Origin of the sequence: Haloglycomyces albus DSM 45210 (assembly GCF_000527155.1) — a bacterium.
In the GTDB taxonomy this organism is placed as follows: Bacteria; Actinomycetota; Actinomycetes; order Mycobacteriales; family Micromonosporaceae; genus Haloglycomyces; species Haloglycomyces albus.
In genome coordinates this window covers 2,827,622-2,848,935 of sequence record NZ_AZUQ01000001.1, presented here as the reverse complement: position 1 = coordinate 2,848,935, position 21,314 = coordinate 2,827,622, and the positions used below count along the sequence as shown (strand labels likewise).

22 protein-coding genes, 1 tRNA gene, 2 pseudogenes and 1 riboswitch are annotated in these 21,314 nt (G+C 60.6%); of the genes and pseudogenes, 11 read left to right on the top strand and 14 right to left on the bottom strand.

Going from position 1 to position 21,314, the window contains the following annotated elements:
- The 6 genes from HALAL_RS0113200 to HALAL_RS18935 all read left to right on the top strand — a co-directional run bounded on the left by HALAL_RS0113200 (window position 1) and on the right by HALAL_RS18935 (window position 5,875).
- The gene (locus HALAL_RS0113200; protein WP_211240469.1) at window positions 1-888 is read left to right on the top strand and encodes a sirohydrochlorin chelatase; all 888 of its coding nucleotides are present in this window, start codon (window positions 1-3) and stop codon (window positions 886-888) included.
- 43 nt (window positions 889-931) lie between these two features.
- Window positions 932-2,512 carry a bifunctional adenosylcobinamide kinase/adenosylcobinamide-phosphate guanylyltransferase gene (locus tag HALAL_RS0113185; protein WP_084472011.1) on the top strand — a complete coding sequence of 527 codons (1,581 nt, stop codon included), beginning with the start codon at window positions 932-934 and terminating at the stop codon, window positions 2,510-2,512.
- 15 nt (window positions 2,513-2,527) lie between these two features.
- Window positions 2,528-3,592 (top strand): nicotinate-nucleotide--dimethylbenzimidazole phosphoribosyltransferase, encoded by a 1,065-nt coding sequence (gene cobT / locus HALAL_RS0113180; RefSeq protein WP_025274449.1) that lies wholly within the window; start codon window positions 2,528-2,530, stop codon window positions 3,590-3,592.
- Window positions 3,585-4,322 (top strand): adenosylcobinamide-GDP ribazoletransferase, encoded by a 738-nt coding sequence (locus tag HALAL_RS17790; protein WP_025274448.1) that lies wholly within the window; start codon window positions 3,585-3,587, stop codon window positions 4,320-4,322. The genes cobT and HALAL_RS17790 overlap by 8 nt, the downstream gene beginning before the upstream one ends.
- Before the next feature lie 43 nt (window positions 4,323-4,365).
- Window positions 4,366-4,947: a TetR/AcrR family transcriptional regulator gene (locus HALAL_RS0113170; RefSeq protein ID WP_025274447.1), complete on the top strand. Its 582-nt coding sequence runs from the start codon at window positions 4,366-4,368 to the stop codon at window positions 4,945-4,947.
- A 154-nt stretch (window positions 4,948-5,101) separates the two neighbouring features.
- Window positions 5,102-5,875, top strand: coding sequence for an alpha/beta fold hydrolase (locus HALAL_RS18935; RefSeq protein ID WP_342670479.1), 774 nt, complete (start codon window positions 5,102-5,104; stop codon window positions 5,873-5,875).
- Here the strand turns inward: HALAL_RS18935 and HALAL_RS19355 are convergent.
- The 6 genes and pseudogenes from HALAL_RS19355 to HALAL_RS0113140 form a co-directional block, all read right to left on the bottom strand.
- Window positions 5,873-6,445 (bottom strand): annotated as a pseudogene (locus tag HALAL_RS19355) (disulfide bond formation protein B); the annotation flags it as partial. The gene HALAL_RS18935 and the pseudogene HALAL_RS19355 overlap by 3 nt on opposite strands.
- Before the next feature lie 8 nt (window positions 6,446-6,453).
- On the bottom strand, window positions 6,454-6,612 hold the full coding sequence (locus HALAL_RS18695) for a DUF5993 family protein (protein ID WP_156937742.1): 159 nt from the start codon (window positions 6,610-6,612) through the stop codon (window positions 6,454-6,456).
- A gap of 137 nt (window positions 6,613-6,749) precedes the next feature.
- Window positions 6,750-7,259, bottom strand: a complete 510-nt coding sequence (locus tag HALAL_RS0113155; protein ID WP_025274445.1) for a DUF1269 domain-containing protein — start codon at window positions 7,257-7,259, stop codon at window positions 6,750-6,752.
- A gap of 97 nt (window positions 7,260-7,356) precedes the next feature.
- The gene (locus HALAL_RS0113150; protein ID WP_025274444.1) at window positions 7,357-8,130 is read right to left on the bottom strand and encodes an energy-coupling factor transporter transmembrane component T family protein; all 774 of its coding nucleotides are present in this window, start codon (window positions 8,128-8,130) and stop codon (window positions 7,357-7,359) included.
- On the bottom strand, window positions 8,124-9,560 hold the full coding sequence (locus tag HALAL_RS0113145; protein WP_025274443.1) for an ABC transporter ATP-binding protein: 1,437 nt from the start codon (window positions 9,558-9,560) through the stop codon (window positions 8,124-8,126). Before HALAL_RS0113145 ends, HALAL_RS0113150 begins: the two co-directional genes overlap by 7 nt.
- A gap of 6 nt (window positions 9,561-9,566) precedes the next feature.
- Window positions 9,567-10,196 carry an ECF transporter S component gene (locus HALAL_RS0113140; protein ID WP_025274442.1) on the bottom strand — a complete coding sequence of 210 codons (630 nt, stop codon included), beginning with the start codon at window positions 10,194-10,196 and terminating at the stop codon, window positions 9,567-9,569.
- Window positions 10,197-10,226: 30 nt separating this feature from the next.
- A riboswitch (TPP riboswitch) is annotated at window positions 10,227-10,331 on the bottom strand.
- A 773-nt stretch (window positions 10,332-11,104) separates the two neighbouring features.
- On the opposite strand from HALAL_RS0113140, the gene HALAL_RS0113135 reads away from it, so the two are divergent.
- The gene (locus HALAL_RS0113135; RefSeq protein ID WP_025274441.1) at window positions 11,105-12,313 is read left to right on the top strand and encodes a sulfotransferase family protein; all 1,209 of its coding nucleotides are present in this window, start codon (window positions 11,105-11,107) and stop codon (window positions 12,311-12,313) included.
- A 40-nt stretch (window positions 12,314-12,353) separates the two neighbouring features.
- The gene (locus tag HALAL_RS17785) at window positions 12,354-13,103 is read left to right on the top strand and encodes a maleylpyruvate isomerase N-terminal domain-containing protein (protein ID WP_025274440.1); all 750 of its coding nucleotides are present in this window, start codon (window positions 12,354-12,356) and stop codon (window positions 13,101-13,103) included.
- On the opposite strand, the gene HALAL_RS17780 is transcribed toward HALAL_RS17785, so the two are convergent.
- The 6 genes from HALAL_RS17780 to HALAL_RS0113100 all read right to left on the bottom strand — a co-directional run bounded on the left by HALAL_RS17780 (window position 13,104) and on the right by HALAL_RS0113100 (window position 17,304).
- Window positions 13,104-13,793, bottom strand: a complete 690-nt coding sequence (locus HALAL_RS17780; protein ID WP_025274439.1) for an HAD family hydrolase — start codon at window positions 13,791-13,793, stop codon at window positions 13,104-13,106.
- Between the two features lie 122 nt (window positions 13,794-13,915).
- Window positions 13,916-14,200 carry a MoaD/ThiS family protein gene (locus tag HALAL_RS0113120; protein ID WP_025274438.1) on the bottom strand — a complete coding sequence of 95 codons (285 nt, stop codon included), beginning with the start codon at window positions 14,198-14,200 and terminating at the stop codon, window positions 13,916-13,918.
- Window positions 14,200-15,339 carry a WD40/YVTN/BNR-like repeat-containing protein gene (locus HALAL_RS0113115; RefSeq protein ID WP_025274437.1) on the bottom strand — a complete coding sequence of 380 codons (1,140 nt, stop codon included), beginning with the start codon at window positions 15,337-15,339 and terminating at the stop codon, window positions 14,200-14,202. The genes HALAL_RS0113120 and HALAL_RS0113115 overlap by 1 nt, the downstream gene beginning before the upstream one ends.
- Before the next feature lie 141 nt (window positions 15,340-15,480).
- Window positions 15,481-15,828, bottom strand: coding sequence for an SCP2 sterol-binding domain-containing protein (locus HALAL_RS0113110; RefSeq protein ID WP_025274436.1), 348 nt, complete (start codon window positions 15,826-15,828; stop codon window positions 15,481-15,483).
- 223 nt (window positions 15,829-16,051) lie between these two features.
- Window positions 16,052-16,471, bottom strand: a complete 420-nt coding sequence (locus tag HALAL_RS17775; RefSeq protein ID WP_025274435.1) for an SSI family serine proteinase inhibitor — start codon at window positions 16,469-16,471, stop codon at window positions 16,052-16,054.
- Window positions 16,472-16,752: 281 nt separating this feature from the next.
- On the bottom strand, window positions 16,753-17,304 hold the full coding sequence (locus tag HALAL_RS0113100; protein ID WP_025274434.1) for a COG4315 family predicted lipoprotein: 552 nt from the start codon (window positions 17,302-17,304) through the stop codon (window positions 16,753-16,755).
- 169 nt (window positions 17,305-17,473) lie between these two features.
- Here HALAL_RS0113100 and HALAL_RS0113095 point away from each other — a divergent pair, with 169 nt between their 5' ends.
- Window positions 17,474-17,908 carry a DUF4180 domain-containing protein gene (locus HALAL_RS0113095; protein WP_025274433.1) on the top strand — a complete coding sequence of 145 codons (435 nt, stop codon included), beginning with the start codon at window positions 17,474-17,476 and terminating at the stop codon, window positions 17,906-17,908.
- Window positions 17,909-17,990: 82 nt separating this feature from the next.
- Here HALAL_RS0113095 and HALAL_RS0113090 read toward each other — a convergent pair.
- Window positions 17,991-18,076: transfer RNA gene (locus HALAL_RS0113090), tRNA-Leu, on the bottom strand.
- A gap of 205 nt (window positions 18,077-18,281) precedes the next feature.
- Here HALAL_RS0113090 and HALAL_RS0113085 point away from each other — a divergent pair.
- Window positions 18,282-19,295, top strand: coding sequence for a phosphotransferase enzyme family protein (locus tag HALAL_RS0113085; protein ID WP_169732453.1), 1,014 nt, complete (start codon window positions 18,282-18,284; stop codon window positions 19,293-19,295).
- A gap of 44 nt (window positions 19,296-19,339) precedes the next feature.
- Window positions 19,340-20,440 (top strand): C45 family autoproteolytic acyltransferase/hydrolase, encoded by a 1,101-nt coding sequence (locus HALAL_RS0113080; protein ID WP_169732452.1) that lies wholly within the window; start codon window positions 19,340-19,342, stop codon window positions 20,438-20,440.
- Here the strand turns inward: HALAL_RS0113080 and HALAL_RS19350 are convergent.
- A pseudogene (locus HALAL_RS19350) lies at window positions 20,441-21,256 on the bottom strand (TrmH family RNA methyltransferase); the annotation flags it as partial.
- Between the last annotated feature and the right edge of the window lie 58 nt (window positions 21,257-21,314).

Genomic DNA, 21,314 nt, shown 5'->3' with positions numbered 1-21,314 from the left:
ATGGTCATGATCGTAGGACACGGAACGGTCGATGCCGAGGGGCAGGCCGAATGCCACAAATTGGTACAAAGTGTCCGCAACCTCCGCCCGGACGTACGGGTCGAAATGGGATTTCTGGAGCTCTGTCCTCCGCCCATCAGCGACACCGTCGCCGATGCCGTGGCCGACGGCGTCACCGACATCACCGTAGTGCCACTCATGCTTCTGGGGGCGGGGCATTCCAAGGGAGACATCCCGGCGGCGATGGAACTACAGCGGCGCCGGCATCCCCAGGTGAACTTCAGTTACGCGTCCCCGCTGGGTGTGCGCCCCGAACTCATCGAAGCGATCGACGAGCGCCTGTGCAACGCCGTGCCCGAAGAACAGCGCGAACGCAGCGGGGTTGCTCTGATCGGGCGCGGTACCACCGACCCGGACGCCAACGCCGATCTGGCCAAAGTGGCTCGGCTGTTGTGGGAAGGCCGCCCGTGGCAGGAGGTGGAAGCCGGATTCGTCAGTCTCGCCGAACCGTCCGTAACCGCTTGCCTGGATCGTATGAAGGCCCTGGGAGTGTCACAAGCGGTGGTCACTCCGTATTTCCTCTTCACCGGAGTGCTGGAACGGCGGATTCGGCAACAGGCCGATGAGTGGGCCGAGCGGAACCCGGAGGTGACGGTGGCGCACGCCGACTACTTCGGCCCCGAACAAGTGGTGGCCGAACTGGTCTGGACGCGGGCCGACGAAGCCGTCGCCGGACAGGCACGTGCCAATTGCGACACCTGCCTGTATCGAGCCACCTTGCCGGGTTTTGAACACCAGGTGGGCGCCCCGCAGACCCTGCATTTCCACCCCGACGACGATCACACCCACGGCCACCACGACCATCACCACGGTCATCACCATCACTAGCCGATAGGGACGACGGCCCAGCAGCAGTATCGAAAGCGAGCCCATGACACTGACATTCATCTCCGGAGGCACTCGGTCGGGAAAAAGCGAGCATGCCGAGTCGCTCATCGACGCGGACGAGGTGTACTACCTGGCCACAGGCCGTGCCAGCGATCCTGAGATGGCCGAACGAATTGCTCGTCACCGCGAGCGCCGCCCGGACGGATGGCACACCGTGGAATCGCTGAACGTGTCCGAGGTGCTCACCACGGTGCCCGCTGAGGCGACGATCCTGTTCGACGACGTGGACAACTGGCTGACCGGTTGGATGGACGAGAAGGGGATGTGGAGCGATTCGGGCCGGTCCACCTCGGCGGAGCGGGAACTCCTTGACACGGTCCGGGACTGGGTCCGCCTCGCCGCCGAACGCCCCGGGAACGTCATCGTCGTCGCCGGGCAGCCGGGCTGGGGTTTGCTGCCAATGGACTCGGTGGTGCGCCGCTGGGTGGACCTCCACGGTGACGTATGCGCCCTGATCTCCCAATATGCGAATACGGCCCGACTGATCGTGCATGGTCGGGTCGTGGAAACGGAAGCGGTGCCGACCGCTCCTCCTCCCTCCTCCCCGTCGGACGTCACCGAACCGCTCGCCGACCACGGTGATCGTCAAGTCCCCGAGGGTTGCGTCGACCTGGCCGTCAATGTGGAGTCCGGCCCGCCGCCGTGGCTGACCGAACGGCTGGTGCGTGCCGTCGCCGGAGTGAACGGGTACCCGCACATGGAGGTCGCGCAGCAGAACGTGACTGCTCGGCATGGGCGGCACCCTGAAGAGGGGGTCATCCTCAACGGTGCCGCCGAAGGCTTTGAACTACTTGCCCGCGTTCTACGTCCCCGGCTGGCCACGGTCGTCCACCCGACCTTTACCGAAGGTGAGGCCGCGCTGCGCCGAAACGGCGTTCCAGTGCACCGACACCTACGCCGCAAGGACGACTGGACGTTCGATCCCGACGCCATACCCTCCGATTCGGACTTCGTCCTACTCACGCGGCCCGACAATCCCACCGGAGTCGTCGACCCCGTCGAAACGATCGCCCGACTGACTCGCCCGGGCCGTACCGTCGTCGTCGACGAGGCGTTCATTGAGTTTCTCCCCCAACCCGATCAACTCGCCTCACGCCGTGATATTCCCGGTCTGGTCACGATCCACTCTCTGACCAAGCTCTGGGGTATGGCGGGACTGCGCGTCGGATACGCACTGGCCGATCCGGTGTTGAGTGCGCGGCTACGCGCGGCTCGGCAACCGTGGCCGGTGAATTCCTTGGCCTTGGAAGCCGTACATTCCGTCTGCGACGCAGAGCAAACCAGACGCGGGCGGGCCGAAGATGTTGCCACACGACGGAATTACCTCTATAAACGGTTGCAAGAGATCAAGGACCTTGAGGTGTGGCCCGGTCATGCGAATTACCTCCTTATTCGCACCGCGGTTACGGACCTGCGCGAACGCCTCCTCCACGAAGGCTTCGCGGCTCGCCGAGGGGAGACGTTTCCCGGCCTCGACCGCCACTACCTCCGCCTCGCCGTGCGCGATGAAAGCATCAGTGCCGCATTGACCGAGGCAATGACCCGGGTCTTGACTTCACAATAAGAAAGGACCGGCTCCATGAGCATCGAACGCCTACAACAGTGGCGTGATTCCATCACGCCGACCGATACCGAGGCCGAAGAGGGGGCTCGCCAACGCCACCTGACGCTGGCCAAGCCGCCCGGTTCCCTCGGTGTTTTGGAGGACTTGGGGGTGCGGCTCGCCGGAATCTCGGGAAACTGCCCTCCACCCGTTCCTACTCGCGCGGCCGCCATCATCGCCGCCGCCGACCACGGCGTCCACGCCCAAGGGGTGAGCCCATGGCCTCAGTCGCTCACCGGCCTCATGGTCGCCAATTTCATCCAAGGCGGTGCTTCGGCCAACGCCTTGGCGGAGGCCAACGGCGTCTGGGTGTCGGTCATCGACGCCGGAGTGAACGGTGGGGTCCCCCACGGTCTCCAGGTCCACCGCGCGCCGGTCACCGGCCCCACGCGCGATCTCAGCCGCATGCCCGCCATGGACACCGAGACCGCGTCGGTGTCGATCGCCTTTGCCGCGGCTGTGGCGGGAGAAATGATCGACGGCGGAGCGCAGGTCATCATTCCCGGCGACATGGGAATCGCCAATACCACCGCGGCGGCCGCTCTGATAGCCGCCTTCGGTAAATCATCGGCCGCCGAAGTCACCGGACGTGGCACGGGAATCGACGACGACACCTTGAAATTGAAAACCACCGTTGTCGACGCGGCACTCGAACGGCACGGGTCGTCCAGGGAACCCCTCATTACGCTGGCTTCTCTCGGTGGGTTGGAGCACGCGGCCATGGTCGGTCTCATCATGGCCGCCGCCTCGTATCGGGTCCCCGTCATTCTGGACGGCGTCAACGCCGTCGCCTCCGCCCTAGTTGCCCAGGCGCTACAGCCTCACACGGTGGGCTACATGATCGCCGGGCACCGCTCCGTTGAGCCGGCCGCCACCATCGGCCTGCGGAGGCTGGGACTGTCGCCGCTACTGGACTTGGACATGCGTCTTGGCGAAGGCACCGGTGCCATCTCCGCCTATCCGCTGCTGAAAGGTGCGGCCGCACTCCTCCATCACGTCGCCACATTGGAGGAAATGGGAGTCACGCCGCCTGATGCGTAACGCCGTTGGATTCCTCACCACCCTTCCGGTTCGGTCGGCGGGTCCTCTCACCCGCCGATCCCTGGCCGCCTTTCCTCTCGTCGGCCTCGTCGTGGGATTGGCCTGGGCGGCCGCCGCGCTCGTAGGCGATGTCTTGGCAGGCCCCTTGGTCGCAGCCGCCGCGATTCTGGCCGTCGACCTCAAGGTCACCGGCGGTTTTCATCTCGACGGCGTGGCCGACACCGCCGACGGTTTGGCGGTCAAACACCGTCCTGACCGCGTGCGTCAGGCTATTAAGGACTCCCGTATCGGGGCCTTGGGATCGGTAACGGCCACTACCACTCTTCTCGCCCGATTCGCGCTCCTCGCTACCGTGATGGAGTTCGCCGGAGCTTGGATGGCGATAGCCGTCATTCCCGTGTGTGGACGGTGCGCCTCGGTGTGGATGCTGTCGCGAACGTCATCCGAACATGAACAGTCCCTCACTCACGATCTGCATCGTAAGGCCCGGGGTTGGCCCGTTACGTTCACCGTCGCCGTCACCATGATGTTCCTGGCGGTGGCATTGGACCTGACGACCGGTCAATGGTGGTGGGCGGCCGCATTTCCACTTCTGATAGTGGTGACCGAGGTGGTGTATCGCAGTTGGGAGCGGTACCTGAGCTCGAATGGCGATCTGCTGGGTGCGGCGGCCGTCACACTCGAAATACTGGTCATGCTCGGCCTCGTGGCAGCCATGCGTTTCACATAAAGTCCACATCGACTTTTTAGCACGACCGTGCTTTAATAGAACCATGGGCAAAGGCGATCAGACGAGGCAGACGATTCTCGACACCGCCGTGCGTCTAGCGCGATATCACGGGTTGAGCGGACTGAGCATCGGTGCGGTCGCCGCCTCCGCCGATATGTCCAAATCCGGCGTCTGGGCCCATTTCAAGTCCAAAGAAGCACTTCAACTGGCCTGCATGGAACGCAACGGCGTAGAATTCATCAATCAGGTCATTCGCCCCTCTCTGGCCGCACCACGCGGTATCCGGCGATTGGAATCGCTGGTACAGCATTGGATGAATTGGTATTCACGCCCGGGAGGCTGCCTCTTCCTCGCTACCGCCAACGAGTTCGACGACCTTGACGGCCCCTTGAACGACCGGATGGTCGCCGATCAAAAGGACCTCCTGGATTGCATCTCCCAGATCGTCACAACCGCAGTCACCGAAGGTGAATTCGCCTCGACCACCGATCCGATACAGATCGGACAGGAAGTCTTCGGAATCCTCATGACCTACAACTGGACACATCGGATTCTCGAATTTCCCGACGCGGATAAACGAACCTGGACCGCCTTGAACCGCCTCATCGACTCGCTACGAGCGTGAAGCCGTTCCGATCCCGGTTCCGAGCCATCCATGAAAGGACATTGCCGTGGCCACTACGGACAAACAAAAAAGCACGACCGTTCGGTCTAATCCAGTGTTGAACGCGGTGTTCACGGCCGCCGATACCATCGCCCCCAATCTGGCCGCACAGGTCATGAAAGACCGCTGGTTCCGCATTCCGCCGAATCCTCGTCGTCGACTGCGCGGCAACGTTCCCTCCGGGGCGACCAAACTGTCCTTCACGCACGGCACGACCACCTTGTGGGGCTGGGAATGGGGCGAAGGCCCCTTGGCCTTCGCCTTCCACGGCTGGGGAGGCTGCACCGGAGACACCCAGCGGCTTGCCGAGGTTCTGGTGGAGAACGGCTATCGGGTGATCTCCTTCGACGCGCCCAGCCACGGGAATTCCGGCCCCGGGATGTGGGGCGACACCCACAGCAATGCTCCCGAAATGATCGGCACCTGGGCCGCTCTCATAGAGCACTTCGGACACCCCGAGTTGGTTTTGGCTCACTCGCTGGGATGCTTCACCGCCGTCGAAGCGCTACAGGAACAGGACGCCAAACTCGCCCAGACCGGCTTGATCCTGGTCGCTCCCTGGGTCGGCGGACCACAAGCCTTCAGCGACACTCTCAACTCCTATGTTCCCGCCGGACCCCGGACCATGCAACGACTCCTACCCAAACTCGACCGCGCCACTCAAAGCTCGCTAACCCAAACCACCTTGCTGGACATGGACGTTCCCTCACCCACCGTGGTACTGCACGACTCCTGGGACCGCCCCAACCCGATCAAATGGGGCCAAGCGCTGGCCGAAGCATGGCCGAACGCCGAATTCGTCGCTACCGACCGCCTCGGGCACCGTCGCATCCTGACCGCTCAGGAATCGATCGACACGGTCGAGCGATTCTGCCGGCAGCTCAAATAACCCGATCCGGTCGAAAAGGCGGTAGCCGTCCGGATTATCCGGCAGGACCCAATGCAGTCCTTCCAAGGCAAAGACCGTGACGATTTGTGCTACCAGCATAGCCAGGAACACCCATATCAAGAGTTTGGACAGTAGACCGCCTTTGCTTGTCTTGGGGCGCAGCCGGTCGGCGAAGATCACCATGACCGCACTGAACACGATCACCACGGTGAAAGTAATAAAGGCCCAGGTATACAGGTGCAACCCCAAGACCGGTGACCCGTACCCGGGGTCGCCCGGAAGGATGTGGAGTAGTACCTGACGGGCCGACATCGCGGCACCGGCCACGGCCGCCACGATACTCAGACCGTACCCAAACGCGAAGTCGCCGATCGACACTTCGCCGTGGCGTGCTCTGGAGATGATGTAAATCGGTCCCACACAGGCGAGAATCATCGCCATACGCTGCAACATGCACAGAGGACAAGGGAACTCACCGGCAACGAATTGCACTCCAAACGCCATGAGGAGCACCGCCAAATATGCCAGCACGAAAAGATGAGCCAGCCAGAATCCCAGTTTATTCGTCATGGGCACCCCTACCAGCTATATCCCAGCGGATCGGTGACATGGTAACTGAACAGGGCCAACATCGCGATCAGGCTGATTCCCCACAACAGCAGCACGACGCCTCGTCGGCGTGCTGTGTACGCTGCCGCGCACAAGACCAGCAATAGGGCCATAATGACGGTGTCCATTCGCCACCTCCTCCAAAACGGCATCGTTATGTTGCCTGCGCGTTGCGTCCCCAAAGACGCGCAGCCGAGCCCGACACGAGCGTAGGGCCCCACTTACGGGAAGTCCACTCCGACACGTTGGATTCGAACGACCCCTGCTACGAGGTCGGCGCTTCTCCCGACGACGGTTCCGACTGGAACGCCTCCCGCAGCTTCATCTCCTGTTCGGCACTCAGATTCGTGTAAATCAACTCGGCACCGCTAAAAGCCTCTCGAATTCGATCGACGACCTCTTCCTCACTCATGAGAAACAGTGCCGAGGTTCCCGGTTTCACTTTGGTCGTGACGTCGGCGATGAAATCCCTATCGATTCCCACATTGGCGAAATGCCCGGTGACACCGCCGATCGCGGCGCCAAGCGCCGACCCGAGGATCGGCATGAAGAACAGCATCCCTAGGAGCATGCCCCACAGCGCTCCCCATCCGGCTCCCGTCCACGTCAGATCGTCCAATCGCGAGGTATGGGGTTTTTTAGCACCGTCCGGCCACGAGACCACCGCCAAGTCTTCGACTTCAATGAGCCTCTGCTTGGACATCCCCATCAAATCGCGTTCGGCGTTCGCTGCGGCGTCCACATTGGGAAAAATCCATACACTCAAGGTCGCCACGCCGTACCCCCTTCGTCCGAAATGTACGCCCATGCCGTAACAAATCGTAAAGGAGATAACTCCCAGAGGCGTCAATTTGAATGAGATCGAATCATACTTATCGTGACGAGACGACCAATAGGGTGGAGAGCGATACCAGGACCACCGCCACCAATACCCAGTCGCGACCGTGCCAGCGCGATCGGCGCGCATACGTGCGGTCGACCGCCGGATCAAAGCCACGTGCCTCCACGGCGAGCGCGAGGCGTTGTCCTCGCCGCAGGGCGATGACCAGGAGGCCGAACATGGTCGAGGCAAACAGGCGCACTCGGCGTATGGGATTTCCTCGTCCGTCCAGGCCTCGGGCGCGACGAGCGCTACTGAGGCGCTGCCATTCTTCGGCCAGCAACGGCAGCATGCGCAATGCGGTCAAAGCGCCGATGGTGAATCGTTCGGAGACCCGCCACTGCTGCATCAGGGCGTCTGCCATATCGGTGGGATCGGTCGTCGTCAACCCGACCAAACCGACCAGGGCGGCGATCGCCACTCGCAGTCCCAGAACGGTGCCCGTTTCCAAAGCGTCGGAGGCGACGGTGATCGGACCCCAGGTCCACCACACCTGTCCTGTTTTCTCCGCTGCCCAGACGGTATTGATGAATACCACCATCGCGGCGGCCGACCAGAAGAAAAGCAGTCGGTGGGCCAGGCGCGGCCACGACACCCCCGATACCGCGGTGAGCAACAGACTGAAACCCAGCAAGAGCCCCAATTCCTGCCAGGAGTCAAGAAGGAAGGCGGCCAAGGTGACAGACGCGGCGGCGATGAGTTTGGACAGTGGGTTCAACCGCGCGACCAGAGATTCGGGCGGACACAACGGCAGAGCGGTCACCATTGTCGTTCCTCCGCCACACGACCGTCCGATAGGACGATCTCGCGGTCACTCAATGCCGCCACGAAGTCTCGATCATGGGTGACGGCTATGATTCCGGTTCCCTCACTCCGTACTTGATGCACCAGGTCCAGCATCTCCGCCCAGGTTCTCCGATCTTGCCCGTAGCTGGGTTCGTCCAGCAGCAGGACACCGGGAGCGGCGGCCAATGCCGCGGCGACCGAGAGACGGCGTGCTTCACCGCCCGATAGCGTAAACGGGTTGGCTCTGGCCAAACGGCTCAGTCCCAGACGCTCCAGGAGTTCGTCCACTCGACGTTCCGTTCGGCTCTCCGCCCAACCGGCCATGCGTGGGCTGAAGGCCAGCTCCTCGCGGACTTCGGAAGTGATGAATTGATTTTCCGGATTCTGGAACACCGTTCCCACATGCCCGGCCAAGGTCGGTGCCTTCATCCGATGTAGTGGAACATTCGAGTCGCTGACCCGCACGGCACCGGTGCGCGGCTTCTCGAGTCCTCCCAGCAAGCGCGTCAAGGTGCTTTTTCCCGATCCGTTGGATCCGGTGATCGCCACCATTTCACCTGATCGATGTTGCAGGTCAATCCCTTCCACGGCATTATGATCGGATCGTTTATAACGATAGGCGAGCTTCGTCGCCGACAGGCACACCCGGCCGGGGTCCCCGCGTCGTGGCGATGGAACGGGGACATTGGGGCTCCAGATACCGTGCTCGATCAAGCGATCATCGTGTTCGGCGAGAACGGTGGCGGCAGATCCGGAGGCCAACAGTCTCCCCTCACCGTCCAGAACCAGCGCACGATCGAAACGATCACCGACCTCGGCCAACCGGTGTTCCACCATCACACACGTCATGTCAGGATCGGCCAAGATGGGATCGAGCGCTTGCCACACCAGCGAGCGTCCCTCGGCGTCCAGATTGGCCGAAGGTTCATCGAACAGCATCAGGCCCGGGCGGCGAGCCAAGTTTCCCGCAATGGCGAGACGCTGCATTTCGCCGCCCGACAGGGCCGCGGTGGGGTGGTGGAGTGGATAGGGAAATCCGACCCCCGCCAGCGCACGCCGCACCATCGGCCAGATATCGGATTCGGGAGTGGCCTGGTTTTCCAGGCCAAAAGCCACATCGTCACCACAACGCGCCATAATGATCTGGCTCAGTGGGTCCTGAAAGACCATGCCGGATCCATTGCGCCGTACGGCCGGGTCGGAGCCGTCGATTGTCAACTCTCCACTGAGCTCGCCGCCTCTGGTATCCGCCAGCCCCGCCAGAAGCGCCAAGAGCGTCGATTTACCGCTGCCCGACGGCCCCAGCAAGAGAACGTTCTCCCCATCCGCGATGTGAAAGTCGAGCTCCTGCACCGCCGGGGCGCGGCGACCGGCATGCCTGAAGCCAAGGCCACGTGCGGTGACGACCATGGTTCTCTAGATCCGTTCCCGTTCGGCGCCCGCCGCCAGTGAGTTCAAAGCCCCGGTAGGCAAGAGCGCGCGCATCAGGTACCACGATCCCAGACCGGCGACGATGGCACCCGAGGTCGCCGAGATGAGGACGAATGGAACCTGGAAGGTCCAGAGTCCGGTGGCACTGTAGTAAGCGAATACGTCCCAGATCGTAGCGGTGGTCGCGGCCAAGGCACCGGCCAGAATCGCGATGCCACGATTGTAATGACGGTAGCGGCCGCCGGCAAAAGCCAGTTCACCGCCCAGACCCTGCACGACACCTTGGACGGCCACCAACACACCCCATTGGGACCCCATCAAGAGGCTCACGCTGGCAGCGAGACCTTCGGTGAAGACCGAGGCACCGGCTTTCCGAACGATCAATGGTGCCAGGACCGCCGGAATCAACCAGACACCGTAGAGGATTCCCTTCAGGGGCGGGTAAACGGCTTCCAATGCCGGAGTGGAAAAGGCCCACATCAGGTTCCAGGCCCAGAAAACCACACCGAAGGCGACTGCGAGGACGGCGCAGGTGATGATGTCCACCATGCGCCACCGCAGAGGGGCAAAGCCCTGCGGTTTATCAGATTTGGAATGCGAAGTAGGGTCAGTCATTTCTGTGCCTTTCTACTTGGGCAAGCAGCACAGACGAGACCTCCGACTCCCTCCGCCGGCATCATCCGGTTCAGGTAGTGAGGGTCTGTGAATGTAATTCACACTCTCAGCCGTAGGGCTCCCCTGTCGTGTGAATAGAACGTTATCACCCCCGCCGACCGGAACCAAAACCTTGCATCATTCGTCACAATAGATATAAGAGGGGATGATATCGCTTGAACGGCGCGATTGTTTTCTCTGTCCTGTTGTGTGAGTCGGCGGCGATCCCGCCGACTCTTTTTTTGGTTGGTGGGTGACCGCTCAGCTTGCCCCAGGCACTCCATATTTACGCTGCGGGGGATTCTCACGACCTGAAGGTCGCAACGAATCCTCCTCGCGCAAATCTGCAGCACCTGGAACAACCTGAGCTCCCCTCCAGCTCTACCGCCGCTGCACACGCGCTGCGCGCGCTGTTAGCGGCTCGCCAGTTACGTAACAGACTTGTGTGGTGGTCAGGCTCGTCTTGATGAAATACAGGCATCTCTACCACCGCATCGTGCTGAAGCACGTGCGGCTCGCAAGTTGCGATTGTCCCTGGGAGCGGCTTGGTGGTTGAGACCTTCGGGAAACAGGGCTATCTCTATACTCGCTGCTCGACCATTAAAAGTGTGGTGTGGAGGCCGAACACTGCTGAAATACGCCTCGAATGTCGTCCCTGCGCTTCAAGCGGACATCACGTTTACGTATTAACCTTTGGCGGTTCACGATACGAGAGTTACGTTCTGCCCGATTCGACAGCGGGGATTTCTAGTCGCACACGAACCACGATCGTGATGCCCACTCATTTCCCTGGGGTGCCACAAGGTCAAGTACCCTGTACTGCATTGTACTCATTATCGGTGCCCGACAAGCATGAAAGATACATTTCGATGCGCAGGATTACCAATACCGCCAAGTTCCTCAATACAGTACTCTCACCCTTCACCAAAGCACGCCAAGATCCTGACAAAGCTTCTCGTGCCTGGTACGAGTCCGTTGATAAACTGGTGGAGTCCACCGGATACAGCATTGACGACGATCAGGCGTTCGTCGACGACTTCGATTTCCTACTCCGCTGCTTCGCCTCCACACCCGGATTGACGCCCATCGGTTGGAAAGGCCAGCTCGACGGAGCCGTCAGCCGCTTGGAAAACCGGCTACGGGTGCGCCAGTTGCATCGCGACAATCCCGCCATTCGCGACGAGGTCATTGAGCGTCCCGTATTCGTCGTCGGCCTCCCAAGAACCGCCACCAGCTTGACGCACAAAATACTGGCACGCAGTGACGGCCATCGTGGTCCGCTGCTGTGGGAACTGCAATACACCAGCCTCGACCTGGACGAGGTCGAGAGACATCGACGTATCAAAAGCATCCAGCGGCAGCTCGACGCCACCTTCAAATTCTCCCCGGCATTCGACATCATCCACCCCGTCCGCATCGACCAGCCGGAGGAGTCACTCGCGCTACTGCCGCACACCTATTTCCACCTCAGTTGCGCCCTCATGGAAGACTACCGGGAATGGCTGACTCAACGTGACCTCACCGAGGACTACCAGTACCTCAAAGAAGCCCTGCAAGTCCTCCAACATGGTCGCCAACCACAGCGATGGATTCTCAAATACCCCGGTCACGTCGCCGATCTGGACGTCATTTTCCGCACCTTCCCCGATGCGACGATCGTGTGGACCCACCGCGATCCCATGACGGTCATGGGATCGTTCTGCAGCCTGGTGGAAACGCTCGGCGGATTGCACGTCAAGGATATCGATCGCCACCATATTGGACGAATGTGGTTGGACGTCCTCAGTGAGTCGGTCAACGAAGGACGTCGTCATCGTCCCAACGCCCCACGTGGAGGCATTATCGACGTCGGATACCACCAACTCGTGTCCGACCCCCAGAACTACGTCCCCGAGCTGTACCGCAAGCTCGGAGCGAATTGGACTCGGGAGGATTCCAACAAACTTGATCGGCTCACCGACCGTCCGATCCGCGACCGCCGACATGAATACGACATTTTCCGCTACGGACTCGAGCCACAGCAAATCGAAAAGGCGTTCCAAGATTATCTGCCCCTGGTTCATCAAGTGAACGGGTAATTGAGAACTTCATGTCAGCGGTCGTCGATATTGTTGCAGTATGGATTTCTCCGATATGCACAACGAATTTCTCGCCGAGGCCCGACTTCTGCGCCAGGCGGCCGCTGCCAATCTTGACGGCCGGGTACCAACCTGCCCCGACTGGAATGGAGCTCAACTACTCCACCACTGCACTCAGGTCTACGACGGCGTCACCAACGGAATGAAGGCGAATGCGGCCCCCGATTGGCCTCCGCCGGAACGCATTGGGAAAGACACGGCGACGGGATTCGATGCCGCAGTAGCCGATCTATCCGCCACTCTGAATGTAGGGCAACCCGGTGACCGAACGTGGACCTGGCACGGACCGGATCAAACGGTAGGCTTCTGGATCCGTCGTATGGCTCTCGAAACCGTGGTCCATCGCATCGACGCGGAGCTGATCGACGGCGGCTCACCTAAGGTGAACAACGAGGACTTGGCGCTCGAGGGCATCGATGAGTTCGTCACCGTCATGCTCGCCTGGTACAGCGTGGACGGAAATGAAGAGGTACGTGACATACTCGAAGCTCTTCAGGGGCTTCGTATCGGCCTCAAGGCGCCCCAGCGGTCATGGACGCTCGCCATAGCCCCGGACGGCATCGACGTCGAAAACGACGTCTCCGACGATACGGACGCGATCGTTTCGGCCGACCCGTCGGATCTCATGCTGTGGCTGTGGAAGCGCGTTTCCACCGAATCGGTCGACGTCGTCGGTGACATGGCCGCCGTCGACCGTTTCTGGACATCACTCGATCCCTTTACCGCATAGTTAGAGACTGAGGAGGTCGGGCAGCCGCCCGATCTCCGCGTCGGGTTTAATGTTCACGTCGCTTTCCCCACCAGAACGATTCAACCAGATCGTCCGCAATCCCGCGTTCTGAGCCGCCGCGACGTCCTCCACCGGATGATCGCCGATGTGAACGCAATTCTCCGGCGCAACATCCAAACGCTCGATGGCGACCCCGAAAATTCGACTGTCGGGTTTCACAAAACCCGACTCGGCGGCAGTGACTACGACGTCGAAACGCTCCCCCAATCCCATGCTTTCGGGGCGGGTATTGCCGTTTGTTACCAACGCCAAAGAATAGTTGTGCGCCAATGATTCCAAGGTTTCAATGGTGCGGTCGTACAGGCGCTGGCCACTGAGTCGGTCGTCAAAGTAGCGGTCACACAGACGATCGGCCGACTCAATGTCACCTCCGCACTGTGCCACCGCTTCTCGGAAGGCCGCGCGCCGAATCCCCTCCATTGTCGTCCGCCCGTATTTGGGGAGGGCGGCCAGTCGCTCACGCACCTCGATCAGCCATTCGACCGAGACATCGCCGTCAGGCCGCCGCAGCCCTTCCGACCGCATCGTGTCGACGGCCTTCTGTAGAGCTTCCCGCATGGCGGTCTGGAAGTTCCACAAGGTCTCGTCGCCATCGAAGGATACAGCTTTGATGGTTGACCAATCGAACACCTGAGCACTCCTCACATATGATCGAATGGCCCTATTATCTCCCACCACCCTCCGCAGTGTCGCATTCGACCTAGCGGTATCCGAGTCACTGTCACATATCGGGAGGCAACCGTCCCACGACGTTATCCTCCAGCCACCGAAGGCAGGATCTGAACATCCTGCCCCTCGGCAACCTGAGTGTCTTGCCCGTCAAGGGCACGGCACTCCTCATCACCCACGTAGAAGTTGACGAAACGACGTAGAAGCCCGGACTCGTCCCGCAGACGGCGTTCCAAGCGAGGGTGGCTCACCGCCACCGCGTCCAGAACGTCACGCAAACTCACCGGTCCTTCCACCGTGAGCTTCAAACGCGCCTCTCCGCCGGTTTCACTACGCAAAGCAGACGGAATCAATATCGTCACCGGCATTAGGACACCTCGACGGCTCGGACGCACAGCACGTCGGGTAGGTGTTGAGCCACCGGAACCCAATCCTGACCGTCGATCGCCGCGTAGACGTCACCACACCGGGTCCCGAAGTAGAAGGCGGGAACGTCACCGTTGTCCACACTGGCCCCATCGCGCAGGACCTGGCCGCAATAGGCTTCGCTCGGCAAACCGGAACTCCATTCACTCCAGGTCTGCCCCGCGTCCTCAGTACGCCACGCCTGCAGTTTATTCTGCGGCGGGAACCGATGCAGGCTGGCCTCCACCGGGAAAACCACTGCGGTCTTCTCTTGGCTGGGGTGCGCGACGACCGAGAATCCGAATCGAGAAGGAAGACCGTCGGACACTTCCTTCCACCCCGATTCCGGATCATTGCTGTAGAACACCGGGCCATGGCTTTGCACGAAGTACCCGCCGGAAGTGTCTCGGACTACCTTGTGAATGCACTGCCCCGAATCGGGATACTCTTCGGGGAGATAGTCGGTCGAGATACCCTTCGACACGTTCGTCCACGACCGGCCCCCGTCATCGGACTGATAGATTCCGCCCGTGGAGACTCCGACCGTCAGCTGGTCGCCCTCGCCGGGGACGATCGTATGCACGGCGGCACCGCCGGCACCGGGACCCCACGTGACGTGCTCGGGGACGTTCCACAGCGAGCGGTTGAATTCAAAGGTCTCACCCCCGTCGTCGGAGATGAAGAGCGCCGAGGGCTCCACCCCGGCGTATACTCGTCCCGGCTGATCTCCGAAGACCAACTGCCAGACCCGTGCCAGGGTGTTCTTCTTGTCGGAATCGGGCTGGTCCACCCCGGGGTTATCGCTGAAGTCCAAGGGTCGATACGGAAGATCCTGTGGGAACGCGATGGGTGCCTGTTGCGGTTCCCGCCAGGTTCGCCCGAGGTCGTCCGAACTCCACAGACTCGTCCCGAAGTGAGGGCTCGACGCTCCCACCATGATCCGATTGGTACGGGGATCGATACCTATGGAGTAGAATTCCGACGCGTCGGTGAAACCGTCGGGATCGACATTGATCGGTCCTTCCACCGACCAGGAACGCCGATCATCGCTGGTAGCGAGGAATAGCCCTTTACGGGTGCCGATTGCGGCCAGATATGCCATTATATGCTGCCTTTCACATGAGATTTTTCCCATCAGTGTATGGCAGCCCACTGACACTTTGGGGGATCTACATCGAAACGGCAGTTCAGGGGGACCATTCCGGCCCGGCGGGCTCACCGGACCGGTTCAGCTCAGCTGAGCTTAATCGACCTTGAGGGCTTTACGCATCTTGTTGAGGTCAGAGACGCTGGCCTTGATCTTGACCTTGCCGGTCAAAAACGCTTTGGCCGGGCTTAGCTCCTTGGCCTTCACCTTGACCAGGTCGTCGGAGGCGATCGTCAGACGAACCTCGGCGTCCGGGTCGTCGCCTTCGGAGAGATCGCTGAATTTTCCATCATCGATGGTGCCACGGAATTGGACTCCAAGGTCGGTGATGTCGCAGACCATGTTCCGCTTAAAGTCTTTCAGACCTTCGTACTTGTCCGCTTTCTTACTCGCAGACCCCACCATCTTTTCGAGAATGTCACGGCATTCTGCGGCAGTCGCCATGGGCGTCTCCTCACCAAAGTAGATTCCTACCAACAGTTCCAGCTCCAAGATTACCTTGTCGCTGTTGGACACCTGCGACCAGACCACCCACATTACGCTGGGCTCATACTCACGTCATGCCGTGTAAACCAGATGTTTTCCTCCAGCACAAGGAGTAACAAAAAAGGGGACGACGGGTGAACACCGCCGTCCCTACACTTTATATGGTCCTTTGTGATCTGTCCTAATTGATGAAACTGAAGAGGTTTCCTCCAGTCGTGGTGATTGCCACACACGGATTCGAATGCGTTTCCTCGTACTGGCGGAACTCTCCGTTCCAGATGCCGGTCATGCGAACCGTGGTCGGCTCCAGATGCATAGTACAGGCCGTATCGGAGGCAGGCTCGATGTCACTGACGTAGCCGTTGGCACCGATCAGCTGCGAACAAGACGCTTCCGCCTCGGGGTGGCCCGAAGCACTGAGCTCCGGCGGGCAGTCCAGCACCGCGCTGACAACGGTGCCGTCGTTCTTGACGACCTCCAGCAACATAAGGCCGAACGCTTCTTCGTCGGTGGGCGAAGCAGCAGCGGAGTTCCCAACGGCCAGGACCGCCATAATTGTGATGGACAATGCGGTAACTGTTTTCGTGATCTGTTTGATCATGCCCTGATCGTACCGGGAAAATACTGTTTGTCTTGTTAACACTACTTTGCGAAGTGTTGTATATAAGTCCCTAATATTCCCAAGAATCCAACCAGGACTTGACAAAAGAGGGTTACCAGGACCGTTGGAAGGCCCTCAGGCAGCAATGACATTCAGAGATCGCACTGCATATGTATCGAGAACACGGTCACAGCGTATTGACAGAACGTATGTGCTAATTCAGAATATGCTCCTCTCGGCCGCACCGAAAGGAGCATCCGCGAGCGTTGGTAGCGACTCCCCTATCCGGTCGTCTCCTCGACCGCTTCGCCATCCGGATCGAGTACGTACCAGACACTGTTGACGCCCTGGCCGTTCATGTCCCCCGCGGATTCATCACCCTGCCAGTAGTACAGAGGATGGTCGTTGTACGTAACCTGCTGAGATCCGTCGTCTCGTTCGGTGATGCCGAGCAACGACTCATCGATTCCCTCACCGACCTCCGGAGTTTCCTCGACGATCATGGGCGGCCAGTTTTCGGCGCATTCGTCATAGCAGGTTGACGTTCCGTCGGAGTCCTGAGTGAACAGGTACAGCACCATTCCGTCGGCGTCGGTCAGGATGTCACCCACATCGCTCGAGTGCACCTGCAACTCGGCCATACCGTCCCCGCCGGCGTCGGGGCTCGTCTCGGGTGAATTCTCGGGCGAAGTAGCGCCTTCGTCGTCTGAGGTCCCATACGGACCGCCACCGTCGTCACCATCACCGTCCCCGCAAGCTCCGAGGATCGACAGGGTCAATCCCAGACCGGCGATCGCGACCAGGGACTTTCTGATTCTCAATTTTCTTGCCATAGCTGTGCATTCTAGGGCCACAAGCAGCCCCTACGGCACGGTTTTCCGCGAGTCGACCGGTCCGATATCGATAATTCACTTGCTGAACGCACGCGTTGTCTGCGAACCTTCCCAGATCGACTTCAAAACCGGTCTTCGGTAGAAGATTTCACTTATACGAAAGGCAGAAATGAGCCGAACGATCATCGAGCGCGGCGGATCGCCGATCCTGGTATGCGACGAAAACGGCCCGGCCGTCTCATCGACGCAGCACGCCCTGGACCTCATCGGAGAGGCCTTCGATTGCGCCGATGCGGTGGCCGTTCCCTGTCAACGCTTCGATGAGACGTTCTTTTCCCTCGAGACCGGTCTGGCCGGAGAGATCACGCAGAAGTTCGTCAACTATCGGATTCGTCTGTATATCGTCGGCGACGTCAGCTTCTGGACGGACCGTAGTTCGGCACTACGGGACTTCGTTCATGAAGCGAATCAGGGACGTCATATCCGTTTCATCGCCGACCTGAATGACATCGCCTTATCTACAGTGTCCAGTGACTTCCGGCGGCGTATCGCGACCGCGAAACTTCGGGGAGTCCATGACCGCGGTTGGCCGTCGGAATTTTGATGTGTGACCGTCACACGGGATAAGGCAGGAGATATGAGTTCGGCGCCTACCGGAAAACCGGTAGGCGCCGAACTCGTTTTCGTGCGCGGAGAGGGACTTGAACCCTCACGTCCAGTAATAGGACACTAGCACCTCAAGCTAGCGCGTCTGCCATTCCGCCACCCGCGCATCAACTCCGGGCCTTAACCATCGTAACACCCGTGCGTTGGTCCCGCATAATGCGGGGATATGTGGTTGTTTGGGAGTTTTACCGGCTTCGCGCCGTTTCCCTCCAACGAGAAGAAACTATACAGGATTCATTCCTCGCTCGGATCCGGGGGTCTCCCTCGAACGCGACGTGCACCACGTGCGGAGAATGGTTAGGCTTGTATGCATGACAGTTGCCGCACCTGGACTTCCCGATGCCGCACTGGCTCATTGGGAGCTAGGGCCGATCATGCAAATGAAGCGGGTTCAGACCGGCCTGATGAACCGCAGTTGGCGCGTTGACACCGCTTCAGGCCCGTACCTCTTGAAGATGTTCCGTGACGTGAAAGGGGATGAACTCCAGTTTCAATTTCGGGTTCTGCATGCGATGTGGAACTCCGGCGTCCCGGTCGTGCAACCGGTGCCCTCTCGCGGAGGCACTTCCACCATCTTCGTCGGCGGTGAGGAGTTCGGAGTCTTCCCTTGGGTGGCCGGGAAACACCGTTCGGGACTGGCCATGTCCCCGGCGGCCTGTCAACAGCTGGGTAATGTCATCGGACGCCTGCATCGCACCTTGCACGGTTCCATTCCAGCGGATCGTCCGGCCACCTTCGACTCCCCCATGACCACAGCGGAAGCGCTCCGCAAGGTCGACCGGCTTCTCGAACTCATGGCCGCCGGTCGCGGTGACAACACCGGTTTCGAGACTATGGCGGAAAAGACCCTGCGTCTCAAGCGCGGGCTTCTGGTCCGACTGGGAGATCGTCGTCCACCGGAGCAGTCTCCACAGGTCCTGGGCTACATTCACGGCGACCTTCATCCCCATAACGTCCTACACGGCAGCGACGACGCCGTCTCGGCGATACTGGATTGGGATCGCCTCTCCGTATCGTCCTACGCACGCGAAATGACCCGTGCGGCGGTGTTTTACTTCACCTACGGCAACGAACAGGGGCTTGACACGGATCGCATTCGATCCTTCGCGACCGGCTACCGCTCCGCCTTCGACATCGGCGCGGCGGAGATTTCCCTGGCCGCGCATCAACTGTGGTGGGACCGACTCACCGACAACTGGATCATCGAATGGCACTACCTTCGGCATAACTCGGCCTGTGACCACCTACTTCCCGGTCAAACCGGGTTGATCAAGTGGTGGACACTGCATTATTCACAGGTCGAACGCGCTTTGGTCGGCGGCTGAAAAGCGGTTTGGTTTCCGGGCGACCATCTGGGAAGGTTATGACCATGACTCAGATTCCTGTGATAGAGGTTTCCGGTTCTCCGTACGAACGTGGTTTGACCCAAGGCGACGTCTTCGGAGCGGACGTGGCCGCCAACGCGCGAGAATACCGTTCCCGCATTCGTGTCGCCGGACTCAGCGACGCCGAGATCAAACGGCGCAGCCGCGATTTCATCACTCGCTGCGGAGACTTCGACCCCGACTACCTGGCCATGATGGAGGGCGTGTCCCGTGGCTCGGGCACGGAGCTCGAGGACGTGGCAATGTCCAACGCCCGGTACGAATTGCTGTACACCACTTGGAGCGAATTCGGTCGCCCCACCATCGCCAGTGTCAAGGGCGAATGCACTTCCGTCGGAGCCACGAGCCCGGGGTTCACCGACGGAGCGGTCCGTATCGCGCAGAACTGGGACTGGTTTCCACAGATCAAAGGCGGTTGGCTCCGCTACCGAGAAGGTGGTGTCAATGTACTCGGTTTCACCGAGGCGGGCATTGTCGGCCCGAAGATCGGTCTGAACAGTGCCGGGATCGGGGTCTGCTTGATGGGTATGGGTTCCAGCGACGATACCTGGCAGGTTGCCGGGATGCCGGTTCATATGCGCACGTGGAAGGTTCTGTCGTCGACCACGCTCGCCGAAGCTCTCGCCACCGTGTCGCTCCCCCGCCCCGGCTGTTCGGCCAACTTCCTGATCGGATCCCGTGATGAAGGTGTCATCAACGTGGAAACGTCGCCGCACGGAACGGTGACGACCCACCAAAATGGATCCGACCCTTTGATCCACGCCAATCACTTTCTGTCCCCCGAAGCTCTCGGAGTCGATCAAAGTTGGCTCGCTTCCGGTCGACAGTCCACCTTTGTGCGTCAGGAACGCATGGAGACTCTCCTCGGCACAGGCCCTTTGGACGAGAAGGATGTGGAATCGGCTCTCCGCGACCATGAGAACGCGGAGCTGAGTCTCTGCCGTCACGTGGTCGAGGAGGAGCCACCCGAACTCTGGTCCAGCACGGCCATGGCCGTACACATGAACCTTTCCGAGGGGCACCTGCGTTACACCTGGGGCCCGCCCTGTGAATCCGAGTTCGAACAATTGCACGTCTCGGAATAAGTCGCGAACGATCTCCCAGGCGGCCACCGCACTGGCGGCCGCCACGTTCAAAGAGTCCACGTTATTGTGCATGGGAATGTAGACGGTCTGATCGCAAGCCGTCAATGCATGGGCGGTCAGTCCGGGCCCTTCGGCGCCGAACAGCAGGGCCGGCTTCCTTTTCAGACCGGGAGCAAGGGTTCGGATATCGACGGCTCCACCGGAAGGGCTCATTCCCAGTAGCGAGAATCCCGCTTCCCGCACGCTCGCCAATGCCTGCGGCCACGGATCCAGGTAGGTGTACGGTATCGAGAAGACCTCCCCCATACTGACTCGCACGCTGCGGCGATACAGGGGGTCGGCGCAATCGGGCGCCAGCGCCACCGCATCGTAGCCGAGCGCGGCGGCCACCCGAAAAATCGCACCGATATTAGTGTGATTATTGATGTTCTCCAACACGATCAGACGCTTGGAATCGGCGAGGAGGTCCTCCACCGACGGCAGCGACTTGCGGTGGAAGGAAGCGAGGACACCGCGGTGTACGTCGTAGCCCGTCACATTCTCCAGAACGTCGGGAGCCGCGCTGTACAGTGGCGCGGTAGAGCCGTCCGGTGCGGTGGCCAGATGGCCGTACTGTTCCACCCTCTTGCGATCCAGCAGCAGCGAACGCATCCGGTAGCCCGCACGATGTGCTCGATTCACGGCCAAGTGCCCCTCGGCGATGAATAGACCTTCGGGCTGTTCGATCCGAGTTCGCAACTGTAGATCGGTGAGGTTGCGGTAGTCGTTCAACCGGCTGTCGTCTGGATGGTTGATCGTTGCGGGCGTCGTATTCACGGCTCAAGTGTGCCTTACCCACCGGTCCAGAACCGAGCGGTCCGGACGCGATTGTGGC

Excerpts from the sequence above, each read along its gene's own strand:
- HALAL_RS0113200 (WP_211240469.1), top strand. The coding sequence starts at position 1 with ATGGTCATGATCGTAGGACACGGAACGGTCGATGCCGAGGGGCAGGCC.
- HALAL_RS0113185 (WP_084472011.1), top strand. The coding sequence starts at position 932 with ATGACACTGACATTCATCTCCGGAGGCACTCGGTCGGGAAAAAGCGAG.
- cobT (WP_025274449.1), top strand. The coding sequence starts at position 2,528 with ATGAGCATCGAACGCCTACAACAGTGGCGTGATTCCATCACGCCGACC.
- HALAL_RS17790 (WP_025274448.1), top strand. The coding sequence starts at position 3,585 with ATGCGTAACGCCGTTGGATTCCTCACCACCCTTCCGGTTCGGTCGGCG.
- HALAL_RS0113170 (WP_025274447.1), top strand. The coding sequence starts at position 4,366 with ATGGGCAAAGGCGATCAGACGAGGCAGACGATTCTCGACACCGCCGTG.
- HALAL_RS18935 (WP_342670479.1), top strand. The coding sequence starts at position 5,102 with ATGAAAGACCGCTGGTTCCGCATTCCGCCGAATCCTCGTCGTCGACTG.
- HALAL_RS18695 (WP_156937742.1), bottom strand. The coding sequence starts at position 6,612 with ATGGACACCGTCATTATGGCCCTATTGCTGGTCTTGTGCGCGGCAGCG.
- HALAL_RS0113150 (WP_025274444.1), bottom strand. The coding sequence starts at position 8,130 with ATGGTGACCGCTCTGCCGTTGTGTCCGCCCGAATCTCTGGTCGCGCGG.
- HALAL_RS0113145 (WP_025274443.1), bottom strand. The coding sequence starts at position 9,560 with ATGGTCGTCACCGCACGTGGCCTTGGCTTCAGGCATGCCGGTCGCCGC.
- HALAL_RS0113140 (WP_025274442.1), bottom strand. The coding sequence starts at position 10,196 with ATGACTGACCCTACTTCGCATTCCAAATCTGATAAACCGCAGGGCTTT.
- HALAL_RS0113135 (WP_025274441.1), top strand. The coding sequence starts at position 11,105 with ATGCGCAGGATTACCAATACCGCCAAGTTCCTCAATACAGTACTCTCA.
- HALAL_RS17785 (WP_025274440.1), top strand. The coding sequence starts at position 12,354 with ATGGATTTCTCCGATATGCACAACGAATTTCTCGCCGAGGCCCGACTT.
- HALAL_RS0113120 (WP_025274438.1), bottom strand. The coding sequence starts at position 14,200 with ATGCCGGTGACGATATTGATTCCGTCTGCTTTGCGTAGTGAAACCGGC.
- HALAL_RS0113115 (WP_025274437.1), bottom strand. The coding sequence starts at position 15,339 with ATGGCATATCTGGCCGCAATCGGCACCCGTAAAGGGCTATTCCTCGCT.
- HALAL_RS0113110 (WP_025274436.1), bottom strand. The coding sequence starts at position 15,828 with ATGGCGACTGCCGCAGAATGCCGTGACATTCTCGAAAAGATGGTGGGG.
- HALAL_RS17775 (WP_025274435.1), bottom strand. The coding sequence starts at position 16,471 with ATGATCAAACAGATCACGAAAACAGTTACCGCATTGTCCATCACAATT.
- HALAL_RS0113100 (WP_025274434.1), bottom strand. The coding sequence starts at position 17,304 with ATGGCAAGAAAATTGAGAATCAGAAAGTCCCTGGTCGCGATCGCCGGT.
- HALAL_RS0113095 (WP_025274433.1), top strand. The coding sequence starts at position 17,474 with ATGAGCCGAACGATCATCGAGCGCGGCGGATCGCCGATCCTGGTATGC.
- HALAL_RS0113085 (WP_169732453.1), top strand. The coding sequence starts at position 18,282 with ATGACAGTTGCCGCACCTGGACTTCCCGATGCCGCACTGGCTCATTGG.
- HALAL_RS0113080 (WP_169732452.1), top strand. The coding sequence starts at position 19,340 with ATGACTCAGATTCCTGTGATAGAGGTTTCCGGTTCTCCGTACGAACGT.